Below are 13,912 nucleotides of genomic sequence, written 5' to 3'. Positions count from 1 at the left end.
CCCCCCCCTCAACAAGCCTTTATCATTACGCTTTAGTTGAGCCTCCTTGTGCCACCCGCTCTTACGCCAACGGAAACTAAACATGCGTTAGCCTTAAAAGATAACCACACCTATTGCTGAAGTAGCCATAAATCTTCCAGTTAGTAAAACACTCTGATTAGATTTTAGCTTGAGCCAGATTTAGAATCCCTAGCCTCTTTCAAGCACCCGCCATTGATTATTTTCTAATATTTCCAATGGCTGATAATTATCTTTATAAGCCATTTTGCGGCATTCTTTAATCCAATAACCTAAGTATAAGTAATCTAAACGGTGTTGCTTAAGTTGCTGAATTTGCCATAACACGGCGTATATTCCTAAGCTCAAATGCTCTAATTCTGGGTCAAAAAAGGTATATACCGCTGACCATGAACGGGGAAATTGATCGATAATGGCCACCCCAGCTAATTGATTGTCCACACTGATTTCTGCAAAACATGTCGTACACCAACGGCTGCTAAGAAAATTAATATAATCCTCTGGGCTGGATTGCTCCATGCCACCACCGCTGTGGCGGGTTTTTTGATAACGCATATATAAATCATAATGCGCTTGCTCAAATACCGGTGGTTTAATCACGACGGTGGTATTAGCATGTTTTTTCCAACAGCGTTGTTGACCACGATTAGGTTTAAACTGTCTGACGGGAATGCGACACGGTATGCAAGCATGGCACTGACGACAGTAAGGCTTATAGACTTCATCGCCGCTACGTCTATACCCTTGTTTTAATAACTGTTCGTAAACAATCGGTGTTAACGCAAAATAAGGATTAATAAATGCTGACCGTGCAAGTTGTTCAGGTAAATAAGAACACTCATAATCCGGTGATGCAAGCAAAGGAATAGAAATCATGTTGTATGCCATGCCAGCTCATGGACTGGCGCTTGATAGTGAAAATCTAATAAACTCAAAAAGCGTTGCCTAGAAATGTTTTCTGCACCTAGACTGACTAAATGGTCGGTATGAACTTGACAGTCAATCAGTTGATACCCCCATGTTTTCAACCACTGTACCATAGTTACAAAAGCAACTTTAGAGGCATCGGTTTGATAATGAAACATAGATTCACCAAAAAACACTTGCCCGATAGCCACGCCATACAAACCTCCGACTAGTTGCTCACCGTGCCAAGCTTCAATGGAATGCGCACTGCCAGATGCATGTAGTCGAGTATACGCTTGCTTAATATCTTCACTTATCCATGTCCCTTCGCTACGCGTATTGGCACAGGCATTAATCACATCGTTAAATGCTTGGTCAAAATGTCACTCTAAACACTGACTTGCGCAGTGTTTTGCGTAAGCTGCGCGATATAACAACGTGCTCTGGAAATAACACTAAACGTGGATCAGGTGACCACCATAAAATGGGCTCACCTGGGTTATACCAGGGAAAAATGCCATGCCTATAAGCATTTAATAAACGTTTTTCCGATAAACAGCCGCCTATTGCTAAAAGCCCTTCGGGTTCCGCTAGCGCTTTATCGCTAGGCGGAAATTCTTGCTCAGGATTTTTGGGATTTAGGATAGTCAGCTTCATAAGAGTCTCAGCGCAATGGCACCTGTTCCATTTGCAACATGTTCTGTAAGGTATAGGCAAAGAGTACCGAATTATTTACCAAACTTTTAATCGTCGTGCGTTCATTTTTTTGATGAAAATAATTCGCATAAAAATCAGGATATAAATCCACTGGGCCAAAATTAACAAAGTTTTTTACCAGTTTCAAATACGTTGTTGCTGGCGTCATAAAAACATAAGGGAATTCTTTAGGATGATCGGTATTTACAGCTTTATAAGAATTCACCATCAGCGATAACAGCGGCGAGTCGGATGGAAAATACAGTGGCTCGTAATGTGAGCCAATACCCGGTTGATACGCAGCCGTGCCAGAAAATTCCGCTAAGCTTTGCGTCGAAGCGTTGAAAAGCTCGTCGTTAGTATTCGCAAAACCGGTGCGAAAATCGATACTTAATGTTAATTGGTTTTGTTCTGGTTTGACCAAGACTAAACCTAAATTGGCTGACGTACCTAAATATTGTCCCGCATCCATACCGGGAGGTACGACGGGTAAATCGGGTTTGGTTTTATATTCAATACCTAAGCCGCTGCCATCGGTGCTTAAACCGATTTTACGGGTAATAAATTCAAACGCATTTTTATAAGCATTTGACGCACTATGTGTCATGCGCGCACCGACTAACGCCACTTCGACAATGGCATTTTTGCCTTCCCACGGTGCGCTACCGTGCGCTGCTGTTCCTTTGGAATATAACACTAAATCGCCTTTAGGCACGCTCTTAAGTTTAAATTGCTTAATAAAGTCGCGGTATGTGCTGACCGCTAAATTGGCTTGGTAAGCGGCTTTAACACCATAAATCGTGTCAGATTTACCGGTTTTTAATTCATTCGTCACGTCAGTAATTAGCTGGTTTAACTCGGCTTGGGTTTGTTTTGGATTTTTACTATTAATCACTAAATAAGAAAAATCCGCGACGGTATTAACTTCTGTACCGCCATTCCAAGCCACGAAGCTATCTCTAGCGGTTTTGCTAGACGTTAAACCGGTAAAGGTATAATCCATGTCAGCAATACCTTTCTCGCCTTGCGAAATATAAGCACCGTCTGGCACGAATCCTAGGGTCGGCCCGTATTGTTGTTGCGGGAATTCTTTGAAATAAGTCGTTAAATCTTCAAAGCTTTTTTCTTCTTTGGTGCCTAAAATAAACACCAGCTTGCGTTTAAATGTGGCTTGGTTATCGATTAAAAACTTCCCAGCCCATAAGACCGAAGCCAACGCGCCTTTATCATCTTGTGCGCCCCTGCCCCACACTTCTTCAGACGTAACATCACCTGAAAACGGTGGATGTGTCCATTCCGGCGTTTCTTGTTTTGACACAGGCACCACATCTAAATGAATTAATACACCGACAGATTCTTGGCCTTCGCCGTATTCAACAACACCGACTAAGCCATTCGCTGCGGTTTTGGTTTTATAGCCCATAGATTTTGCTGTAGTTAAGACAAAATCTCTTAGCTGTTGAGTTTCAGGTTGTAATTGATAGCCAAAATCTTCAACGGATTGATATTGTATACATTTAGATAAAAACGCAATCATCGCTGGCGTCTCTGCCTCGGCATTAGCTCGTATTTGCTCTAAGCTAAGCGTTTTTACCTCAGCTGTTTGTTTGCTGGAAGAATCTAAATCAGTACTAGCGCAAGCACTAAGTAGAAGTATAAAAACAACCAAGAGAATTTTAGGCATAGTCGCGTCCTGATTAAAAGGTTATTGGAATTAACAACTTAAGACGGGATAGGGTGTTTAGAACGAAGGTGTCGGCAGCAGGGATGCTGCCGCCAAGCCTACAGGGACGTATTTACGGCGTCCTCGGCAACTGCTCCTGCGTTGCCCTACTACACGCCATCCCTGGCGTTATGCGTTCTGAATGCCCTGTCTCGTCTTAAGTGTGCAAACGTTATTGGCTTGAACATGAGGATACATGATCACTGATGATTTTTGCCAGAGTTTTTACCACAGGGGTTTGTAATAACGTTTGATGCTCAGCAATGACACCATGACAGACTAAGTGGCTAGCACTCAACGCTTGCCAATCGTAGATGAGACGCTCAGGTGTTAATCCCAGTTGCTCAGCATAGACCAATAACATGTTTTGGCCTTGATAAAGTTCAGGCCGGTAGTTTTCTGCTGCTTTAACCAGTTGGTTAAAGTATTGCCATAATTGAAGCATATCGTTTTTGGCAACGCTGGTTAATTCATGCAACCGCTGTAATACCGCATCGAGTACCTCGTCTACGGTATGACTCTCAGCGATTAAATCAGCTATTTCAATATCATAAGCGTGTAATAAATCTTCGCAAAAATCCTGTAAACGTTGCCGGTCTGTGCTAGCGGTTTTTTTACCGGTAAGCGCTTTTAATGTTGCAGGTAAATAACTATCTAATAACATTAATGTTGCTACGATATCGCCAGTTTTAATCAATTGTTGCGCTATTTCATAAGCCAGTAATCCACCTAATGACCAACCCAACAAATGATAAGGCCCTACCGGTTGTCGGGCGCGTATCAGTTGCACATACTCAGCAGCTAAATCGTTTAATGTTTCGCCGATAAACTGAGTCTGTAAACCAACCACCGAATAGTCTTCTGGCAACTGGGCAGCCAGCGCTTGATACGCCATGAGTTGCCCATCAGCAGCAGGTAGGCAAAATAGATTCGGTGTATTCGCACCCGGTTTTAATTCGACGATACCTTGCTCATCAGTTGACAGCTCTGACATTAATAATAGTGCTTGCCCGGCAATAGTCGGCTGACGCATGAGGTCGATTAAATTGATATTGTTATTAAATGCTGTGTTTAGCGCCGTTAGCAAGCGTAACGCTAACAGTGAATGGCCGCCTACAGAAAAAAAGTCAGCATTAATAGTCGTCACCGCATAACCTAATACGTCTGACCAAATTTTAGCCACGCGTTGCTCGTTAAGCGTACTCGGTGCTTTTGCCTCGATGTCGCTAACTAACAACGTATGAGTCAAGCGTTGAATATCTAATTTTCCAGCCGTTGTTAACGGTAATGAGTCAACGATTTGATAAGCCGTTGGCACCATGTAATAAGGCAATTGACTGTGTAAAAATGCTTGTAACAACGTAATCTCAAGCGCTTGCTCGGTTTGCACGACCGCCAGCAAATACGCCTGTTGATTTAAGTCAGTATGCAAAATGACTCTAGCCGTGACAACATCTGGAAAACGCATAACGGCCGCTTCAATTTCACCCGGTTCTATTCTAAATCCGCGTAGCTTAATCTGCTGGTCAACCCGTCCTAAAAACTCAAGCTCACCACCACTACCCGCTATAAAACGGGCTTTGTCACCAGTACGATAAAGTCGTTGTTGATTAAGCGGCCAAGTAAAAAAAAACGTTGCTCGGTTAATTCCTGGCGTTGCCAATAAGCCAGCGCTAATTGACTGCCACCTATATAAAGTTCACCGACCATGCCCTCAGGCACTAGCTTTTGCTGGGCATCAAGTACAACGACTTGATAACCGGGTAAGGCTTTGCCAATCGCTATCGTCGCCGGATAATCGCCGGTAAAGTCTAATGCCTCTAAAACCTGGGTCGTCGCGGTTACGGTCGCTTCGCTTGGCCCATACGCATTGATTAACGTAACTGATGCCAACGCGCTTTGCGTCCATACTTTAACCGTTGCCACCGGCAACGCTTCGCCACCGACAATGGCTAAGCGCAGCTTAGCGGGTTTCGCGGTAAAATCGCGGCATAATTCATAAAAATAAGCCGGGGGTAAATCCACCACGCTGACGTCATAGTGTGATAAGACCTTATACGCTTGTTCGCTAGTCCATAGCTCATCACCGCGCAACACCAGCGTTGCTCCCGCTAGCAAGCCTGGCAGGATTTGTTCTAATGAGGTATCAACGTGATACGACGAAAATTGCAAAATACGGTCGTTAGCAATCAGTTGATAATGTGCCCGCATAATTTGGCAATGCTGGCTAAGCGCGGCACGACTAACCACAACCCCTTTAGGTTTACCGGTAGACCCTGACGTGTAAATGATATAAGCCGGTGTATGGTTATCAAGCACAGGCCAGGTAGTCAGTGTAGGTATCACATCTTCAGTCAGCTTAGTTAAGTCTATAATGGGAATTAAGACATTAAACGCTATAGCGCTATTACGCGTGATAACGGCAGCTAACTCAGCATCAGTGATAAGCTGGTTTAATACGGTCTCTGGATAATCGGGTTCTAGCGGTACATACACTAAGCCAACACGCCAAAGTGCTAACATCGCGATAACGGCATCGACACCGCGCGGCACACAAACACCGATATGGGCAGTAGTGTCAAAACCGAATGTATGTAAATAACTCGCTAAAGCAATGACTTGCTCGCTGAGTTCGCGGTAACTTAAGCCGTTATATGGGCTATTGGCAACGATTAATGCAATATACTCCGGCGTGTGTTGCGCTTGTAATAAAACTAATTCGCTCACATCGCTAGCACTCGTTTCTACCGCCTCTCCCTGCCCTAATGCCAATACGTGCTGGCGCTCAGCGTCGTTTAATAAACTCACAGACTGTAGCTGAACGTCTGGCTGAGCAATCATATTCATTAATAACGTTTGATAAACGTTGAACAGGCTCTGCACGGATTCAGCGCTAAACAAATCAGCCCGGTAATCAATTCTTAACCAGTGATGACTGCTTTGTTCATAGATTTCTAATCCCAACCAATCAGCACCTTCTTGATGTAGGCCTTGCACAATCTCAAGCTCAGGTACAGGACACTCTGCATCAGCAGAAATGAAATTCTGATAAGCAAATGACGCTTGGTATAGCTGTGTTGTGGCATTGGTTAACGCTAATTCGCGCACCAGCCTAGGCAACGGTAACGCGCTATGGTGTAAGCCTTCCAATACTAATGTTTGCAAGTGATGTAACAGTGCTGTCACTGTCATCGTGTCATTGACTCGGCTGCGCAGCAGAATCATGTTGATGAAATAACCAATCACGCTATCAAACTCTGGCTCACTTCGGCCTAACGTCGGCATCGCAATGACAATATCGTCTTGACCCGTATAGCGGTGCAGTAAATGGGCATACGCGGCTAAATAAACCGTGGCTACGCTAACACGTTGTTGTAACGCAAAGTCTTTTATCGCCTGACATAACTCGGTGCTTAAATGAATTTCTAAGCTTGCGCCAATACCACCTTCAGTGTTTTTCGTGTCGTCTATGAAATAATCCATAGGCAACGCTAACCGGCTAGGCATATCGGCCAATTGTTGTTGCCAATAGGCTAAGTCTGCTAAGTAGTTAGCACTGGCAAAATAGCGTTGTTGCCAACTAACGAAATCAGCATAACTCACGCGCGGCGTTGGCGTTAATCTATTCCCTACTCGAAATGCTTGGTATGCTTGCCATAAATCGGCCATAAATAATGCAACAGAGCGACCATCAAAAATACTGTGATGTACTGTCACTAATATCAATGCGGCGTGTTGTTCGTCACTAATAACGTGTACCCGCCATAATAACGGTGCGTTTAATGTAAATGCTTGTTTAGCTATGACTTTTAATTGTGGTAAAGCGTCTTGTAGGCTTAATGCGGTTACTTTATCGTGCTGAATTAACTGGGTTAATAACGTGTTAACATCAGGCTGAATAACAAATATCAACTCGCCGTTTTGCTCGGCTAGTCTTGCACGTAATAACTCATGTTGCTGTAAAACATAGCGTAGGGCAGATAACAAAGCAGCTTGGTCAAAATCTCGACTAATCGAAAACGCCATCGGTAAATTATAAGCGCCAGAATCTGGTTGTAATTGCTGTAACCACCATAAACCCGCTTGACCTTCTGATAACGGGTAATAAACGTTTTGTTGACCATTGCCTAGTTCAGCGCTGTCGAGTTGAGGCATCGTCGTTATGAATAATGCCGTTAACCGCTCGACTTTCGTTGTTAATAAATACTGGCTTAATTCGGTTAACGTTTGATAGTCAAATAATAAAGTCTTAGGCAAACTGGCTAAATCCTGCTCCAAGCGATTAGTTATCGCCATCGCCATCACCGAATCTAACCCGTAATGTTGTAGCGGTACATCTGGCTCTAAACGCTGCATGGGTAGTTTTAACACGTCAGAAATTACTTGAGCGAGATAGACCTGACACGCTTCAGTTAAATTTTGGTGGATTTGATGAGATTGTGTTTGTACGCTTAACGGCTGCTGACGCGGCGTTAAGCGATTGGCACGTAACGAAAACCCACGTATCAATACACAAATATTGCCGCTTGCATCGCTGACATCTATATCAAATTTTTGTATCTCGTCACCGGGTTGGCTAGCCTCGGAAAAGCGTAACCAAGCCCACATGGATTCGGTACACGGTGCATAGATAACCACTGCATCGACAGCAAACGGTAACGCCGTCATGCCGGTTAGTTGTTGTTCTGGCATCGCTAAGACATAACCTATAGCCGCTTGTAACACACTATCCATAAGGCTGGGATGTAAGCCGTAATCATTCAAGGTAGAGTGCAACTCGCGTGGCAAGGCTAACTGCGCTAACACTTGATTATCGGCTACCCATAGCTGGTGTAGTGACTTTTGACCCACACCATAACTCATACCAGTGTTGGTAAAAGCTTGGTAACAGTCCTCAGCGGTGAAATGCTGCTGGTTAATGCGTTGTTGCAACTCGACTAAAGGCAACTTATCGGATTTGCTTATTTCAACTGGGGCAATCCATGCTTGGCAATGAATAATGCCTGCACCATCGCCGCTTACGATTTGCACCCACGCTTTTTGCTGAGCATCTGGTGTTAAACGAATATTAATTGTGCTTAAGGCTTGGCTAACAGTAAAAGGCTGTAACCAAACCAAATCGGTGATAGTTAACACCTGATTCGACGACTCACTCAGCGTTGCCGATAAGCTATAGGCGACACGCGCCATTTCCATATACGCCACGCCAGGCAGTGTAGCTACACCTTGCACTTGATGGTCGCGCAAGAAAAACTCAGCCCCGGTAAATTCAGCGCTAAAACAGTATTGGTTAAATGTAGAAATATTATGCTGCACTAACGGATGCAATACTGCTTGGGTAGTTTGTCGCACTAATGGTTGTAAATCCGGCAACCAATACTTTTCTTGCGCAAATGGATATGTCGGTGCATGTATGCGTTTAGGCGTGGCTTCTGGATATAAGCTTAACCAATCCATGCTAAAACCCTGCACCCATAACGCTAATAATTTTTCATATTTACGCTTGCTTAGCCAAACAGCAACAGTGGCATGAATATCGTCATCATCGGCCAATAAAGTTAACGCAGAGTTACGCTCGTAAGCACCTACCAACACCTGCGGCAATAGCTGGCCTGAGTGCAACCAGGCACTCAATTTAGTGATAAGTTCAGCTTGATTTTTTACGATTAGCGCAATTCTATACGGCATGGCTTCGCGTCCGGTTTGTAGCGTAAAGGCTAACGCGTGTAAATCAAGCGCTGCATGAGCTTGAATAAATGCTAATAATTTTTGAACGTAAACTTGTAAACGCTCAGAGGTTTTTGCTGACACTACGATGATGATAGGACTATCACTGGTAAAAGCCTCTGTTGCCGCTGGATAGTCTTGTAAGATTAAATGCGCATTGGCCCCACCGGCACCAAACGACGAAATACCAGCGATTCTAGGTAAGACATGGCCATTATGGATAGTCGGCTGCCAAGGGGTTAAGGTTTGATTAACGGCAAATGGCGTTGCGGCAAAATCAATATGCGGGTTTAACGGCTGAGCATGTAATGACGGTGCTAATTCATCCTGTTGCATTTGTAGCAATACTTTGGTGATGGCCGCTACGCCTGCCGCCGCTTCGCAGTGGCCAATATTACTTTTTACCGAACCGATTAAGCAGGTTTTACCTTGGTTTGGGTTTAAGCCGAACGCATCGGCTAACCCTGTAATTTCAATCGGGTCGCCTAGCGGTGTACCGGTGCCGTGCGCTTCAACATAACTTACCTGGTGTGCAGCAATACCGGCTTCCGACAAAGCTTGTTGAATCACTTCACGTTGAGCATTCGGATTCGGTACGCTATACGCATTGGTTTTGCCGCCGTGATTCAACGCACTGCCTTTAATAACAGCCATAACCGCATCGCCATCAGCAATAGCATCAGCTAAAGGCTTTAATACCAACACACCCACGCCTTCGCCTGGAATATAGCCTTCACCATAAGCACCAAAGCTTTCGCAGCGACCGCGACTGGAGATAAACTGACCGGCACTCAATAATCGGTATTTATGAGGATGTAAACTCAGATTAACACCACCGGCTAGCGCCAGCTTAGTTCGGCCTGACGCTAAGTCTCTACAGGCTAAATCAATCGCCGTTAATGAACTAGAACACATGGTATCGACCGCTAAACTAGGGCCGTTAATGTTTAAGATATAGGACACACGATTCGCGATACTGGCAAAACTTCCTCCGGCCATGCCTAATGCGCTGGACTCGACGGCGATTAAAGGATATTCGCTGGTCATCACGCCCACATACACGCCGGTTGCTGCCGGTAATGCGCGGCTACCGGTTTCAGCTTCGGGTTTTCTGCGGCAATAACCCGCATCTTCGACGGCTAGCCAGGCTTGTTGTAAGAACAAACGTTCTTGGGGGTCGATTAACTCGGCTTCTCTAGGCGAAATATTGAAAAACAACGCATCGAATTCGTCTACGCCATTGATAAAGCCACCATGACGACTATAGTGCGCGCCCCAAAACGTTACGCTCTGCGCTATAAAATTCGCGCCAATTCCAGCGCTCGCTAGGCACTTCGCTAATACAATCACGGCCTGAGCGTAAGTTTTGCCAAAAACGCCTCTAAATCATCCGCCATTGGATAACGACCTGATACGCCGATAATCGCAATATCTAATGCGGTTTGAGGCTGAGCCTGTTCGCGTGGCATAGGTTTAAACGCGGTTGCTAGCGCTGGACCGGGGGACCTAAGCGCTGCTTGACTGACGGGAGCTAGATTTATCGCTAATAATTTCAATAACGCCGGTTGATGCTCGCGCATAAAATACGCGCTTAACTCTCTGACGGTGCGATACTGGAAAAACAACGTCTTCGCTAATACGCCAAAGTGTTTTTCTAACTCGCTAGTCGCTGATAACACTAAAATCGAGTTAATGCCATAACTGGATAAATCTTCGCTTAAATGCACTTCATGTACCGGCAAATCTAAAACGTCAGCGACAAACTGTTGAAAATACGCCTCAGTACGCGTGGTTAACTCGTTGTTGCTCTCAGGTTTATCTGGCTTAGTAACAGGTTTAGGTTGTTTAGTGCTGGGTTTAGGCTCGCTAGACCATACCAGCGCTTGTGACACACCCGCTGCCATAATGTTGTATAACGCGACCATGCCAAGCCGGTTGGATAACGGCAGCATACCGGTTTGTTCACGCAACTTGTTTAACAGCGATGCGTCCATTTGCATACCGCCGTTTTCCCAGTAAGGCCAGTTAATAGACACGGTTAAACCGCGTTTTTAAACCGGCTTGCACTTGGCGCTGTCTGTGTTCGGCATAGGCATCGATAAACCCATTGGCGGCGGCATAATCGGCTTGACCGGGATTACCGACCACGCTAGTCATTGATGAAAAATACACGCAAAAATCTAAATCAAAGTCTTGTAATGCGTTATCTAAATTCAATACCGCATTGACTTTAGGCGCGAACACGTCAGCAAATTCAGCTTCGGTTTTGCGTAATATAAGTTTATCGCGTACCACGCCAGCGCTATGAAGCACGCCATTTAATTGGCCATAGTGTTGCTTCAGCCAAACGGCCAACGCCTGTACTTGCGCTAAATCAGCAAGATTGGCCTGAAAATAGTCTACCGATGCTAACGCGCGTAGTTCAGATAGCTTGTTTAAATCGGCTTCTGAACGTCCGACTAATACGATGCGAACACCCGGAATAGTCACCGCTAATTCGCGCGCCACGATAAAACCTACCCCCCCTAACCCACCGGTCACTAAATACACGCCTTGTTGTTGCCACGGTAACGCGACAGTTGGCTGTAGGGTTATTTCGCGCCAATCTAACGCTAACCATCGCCCTTGTTGTAAACGTACTTCAGCCAATTCCCCGTGCTGTTTTAGCGTATTAATGGAGCTAGCTAATATGTCCGAGTCAAGCGTTTTCAGGCGTTATTAATAACTGCGGTATGAGCGCCGGATACTCTCTATGCGCAGTTTTTAATAAGGCCAACAAACCACGATAAAACCAAGTAGTGTTATTATCAGCTAAGCATAATTGTAGTAACACCGGCTCTTTCTGCGCCGACAACATGAGTTCGCGGCACTGCTGAAATACCGATAAGGCTAAGGTTAAATACGATTGTGCCGAATACTCGGTTGGCTGAATCGATTCCACTTCCGCATCTAAACCGTTAAACAGCGCTAACGGCAATGATGTTAATACGATATGCCGGCTAAATGCGGTGCTCGTTGCTGTTAAGTTAACCGTACGCCATTCCGGTACGCGCACGGTTAAGCCATTTAACACGTCGGCGGGGGCTGTGGTTTTCGATGATACGGAAGCAACTGTGGTAAAGCCTTTAATGCTTAAACACAATAGACCTTGATCGTTGATGCAATCTATATCAAATTTTTGTAATCCAGGTGTTTGCTGCTCAGAGGGTTTCAGCCGCGCCCATAACGTCGTATCAAAATGTCGATAAACAACTGCTTCATCCAGGGCAAACGGTAAACCCAACGGCTGACCCGTTTCAGAGCGCGTTAATACAAAGCCGATAGCTGCTTGAAAAACAGCATCTAATAATGCCGGATGCATAGCGTATTGTGCAAACGATGCTTGTGCTGATTCCGGTAAGCAAATGCGTGCTACTACCTGGTTATGACTGACTGATAACTCGCTTAACGCTTGCATACTAGGCCCATAAACAAAGCCTTGTGCACTAAAAAAGCCATAACATGCTTCAGCCGTCATCGCTTGCTGCTGCACCGTCTCAAATAAAGGCGGTATATCCATGGTCAAATCGGGTTCTGGCGCAAACAGCTCAACACCGCCTTGACAGTAAACTTCCGAAGTATGGCTATCGAGCACTGAAAAACTAAAAACGTTGTTCACCGTTCGCCTGTAAGCGTAACTGTAGCAAGCGCTCGGTATCGTCAACGATGAATGGTTTTAACCACACTAAATCCTTTATGACGATTAAGCTTTCAGCCGCAGGCAATAACTGTCGTATTGCCGCGCTCACCATTTCTAAATACACCGCACCGGGCAATACGTTTTGCTGGTTAATTTGATGCTGAGCTAAGAAAAACTCTGCACCGGTTAAACACGTCTGAAACGCATAAGCACTTAAATCAGAAATATTTTGCTGTAGTAATGGATGACAATCATGCTTAGCTGTTGGCTTAGACGCTGTGATTTCGGGTAGCCAATAGCGTTTACCGGCAAACGGATACGCAGGTAAATGCACACGCTGACGCGGTGAATCGTATAAACGTGACCAATCGACCTCTGCTCCTTTAAGCCAAGCCGTTAACAACGCTTGGCATTGTTTGGCATCGTTCCACAGCGTAGGGTTTAGCTCTAAAGACCCTGTTGGCGCTAAGGCATCGGGTCTATACGATTAACCCGGCATTTGTTGGCTTTACCGTCTAGCCATGCTTGTAACACGCTAACGACTTGTTCTATTGAATCAGCCATAAAACCTAAACGCTGCGCCATGGCTACCCGCCCAACTTGCAAGGTATAAGCTAAATCAACTAACGCTAGTTCGTGTTGCTGCTGAGCAATATGGTTGACTAAATTCAACGCTAGTATTTGCAAATGGGCTTCATCTTTAGCCGATAACACAATAAGGGCTGGATGGTTAGTAGTCTGGGGGGTAACCGCCAACCACTCTTGAATGATGATATGCGCATTAGAACCACCCGCACCGAACGACGAAATCCCAGCGCTTTTAGGTTCAGGTTTACCATTGATTATGCGGGTTTGCCAGTCGCATAAGGTTTGGTTGACGACAAACGGCGTCGCAGCAAAATCAATATGAGGATTTAAAGCTTGAGCATGTAATGACGGGGCGATTTGACCATGTTGTAATTGCAATAACACTTTAGTGACGGCGGCAATACCGGCAGCGGCTTCGCAATGGCCGATATTCGACTTCACCGAACCAATCGGGCAGCGTTGCTTAATGTCGCCAAAGGCTTTGCATAAACCGGTAATTTCAATCGGATCGCCTAATGGCGTACCGGTACCATGCGTTTCAACATAACTAATGGCATCGGCACTGAGACCGGCTT

General features: G+C 45.2%; 12 protein-coding genes. All 12 read right to left on the bottom strand.

Annotated elements, in window-relative coordinates; genetic code table 11:
• Positions 1–189: 189 nt before the first annotated feature.
• Positions 190–894, bottom strand: a complete 705-nt coding sequence (locus VZ94_RS09470) for an arginyltransferase (protein WP_045779044.1) — start codon at positions 892–894, stop codon at positions 190–192.
• Positions 891–1,283 (bottom strand): leucyl/phenylalanyl-tRNA--protein transferase, encoded by a 393-nt coding sequence (gene aat, locus VZ94_RS33225; RefSeq protein WP_439097724.1) that lies wholly within the window; start codon positions 1,281–1,283, stop codon positions 891–893. Before aat ends, VZ94_RS09470 begins: the two co-directional genes overlap by 4 nt.
• Before the next feature lie 16 nt (positions 1,284–1,299).
• Positions 1,300–1,581 (bottom strand): leucyl/phenylalanyl-tRNA--protein transferase, encoded by a 282-nt coding sequence (locus tag VZ94_RS33220; protein ID WP_439097723.1) that lies wholly within the window; start codon positions 1,579–1,581, stop codon positions 1,300–1,302.
• Positions 1,582–1,588: 7 nt separating this feature from the next.
• Entirely contained in the window at positions 1,589–3,304 is a 1,716-nt protein-coding gene (locus VZ94_RS09460; protein WP_045779043.1) for a M20/M25/M40 family metallo-hydrolase, read from the bottom strand.
• A gap of 211 nt (positions 3,305–3,515) precedes the next feature.
• Positions 3,516–5,006 (bottom strand): thioesterase domain-containing protein, encoded by a 1,491-nt coding sequence (locus tag VZ94_RS09455; protein WP_045779042.1) that lies wholly within the window; start codon positions 5,004–5,006, stop codon positions 3,516–3,518.
• Positions 4,910–10,369, bottom strand: coding sequence for a condensation domain-containing protein (locus VZ94_RS22710; RefSeq protein WP_369126297.1), 5,460 nt, complete (start codon positions 10,367–10,369; stop codon positions 4,910–4,912). Before VZ94_RS22710 ends, VZ94_RS09455 begins: the two co-directional genes overlap by 97 nt.
• Complete coding sequence (locus VZ94_RS32715; protein WP_369126296.1) at positions 10,332–10,412, bottom strand: hypothetical protein; 81 nt, start codon at positions 10,410–10,412, stop codon at positions 10,332–10,334. Before VZ94_RS32715 ends, VZ94_RS22710 begins: the two co-directional genes overlap by 38 nt.
• A gap of 4 nt (positions 10,413–10,416) precedes the next feature.
• Positions 10,417–11,106, bottom strand: a complete 690-nt coding sequence (locus VZ94_RS22705; RefSeq protein WP_052700391.1) for an acyl carrier protein — start codon at positions 11,104–11,106, stop codon at positions 10,417–10,419.
• Complete coding sequence (locus tag VZ94_RS09445) at positions 11,096–11,719, bottom strand: SDR family NAD(P)-dependent oxidoreductase (protein WP_045779041.1); 624 nt, start codon at positions 11,717–11,719, stop codon at positions 11,096–11,098. Before VZ94_RS09445 ends, VZ94_RS22705 begins: the two co-directional genes overlap by 11 nt.
• 49 nt (positions 11,720–11,768) lie before the next feature.
• Positions 11,769–12,728: a polyketide synthase dehydratase domain-containing protein gene (locus VZ94_RS09440; RefSeq protein ID WP_045779040.1), complete on the bottom strand. Its 960-nt coding sequence runs from the start codon at positions 12,726–12,728 to the stop codon at positions 11,769–11,771.
• Positions 12,712–13,152 carry a hotdog family protein gene (locus VZ94_RS30570; RefSeq protein WP_045779039.1) on the bottom strand — a complete coding sequence of 147 codons (441 nt, stop codon included), beginning with the start codon at positions 13,150–13,152 and terminating at the stop codon, positions 12,712–12,714. Before VZ94_RS30570 ends, VZ94_RS09440 begins: the two co-directional genes overlap by 17 nt.
• 62 nt (positions 13,153–13,214) lie before the next feature.
• On the bottom strand, positions 13,215–13,912 hold a 698-nt coding region (locus VZ94_RS09430), incomplete at its 5' end, for a KS-MAT linker domain-containing protein (protein WP_045779038.1).

The sequence above is a fragment of the Methylocucumis oryzae genome (assembly GCF_000963695.1).
GTDB classification, from domain to species: domain Bacteria; phylum Pseudomonadota; class Gammaproteobacteria; order Methylococcales; family Methylomonadaceae; genus Methylovulum; species Methylovulum oryzae.
The sequence above is the reverse complement of the archived record's forward strand: the minus strand, read 5'-3'. Positions and strand labels throughout refer to the sequence as shown.

Coding starts and splice junctions, on each gene's coding strand:
- VZ94_RS09470 (WP_045779044.1), bottom strand. CDS start 894: ATGATTTCTATTCCTTTGCTTGCATCACCGGATTATGAGTGTTCTTAT.
- VZ94_RS33220 (WP_439097723.1), bottom strand. CDS start 1,581: ATGAAGCTGACTATCCTAAATCCCAAAAATCCTGAGCAAGAATTTCCG.
- VZ94_RS09460 (WP_045779043.1), bottom strand. CDS start 3,304: ATGCCTAAAATTCTCTTGGTTGTTTTTATACTTCTACTTAGTGCTTGC.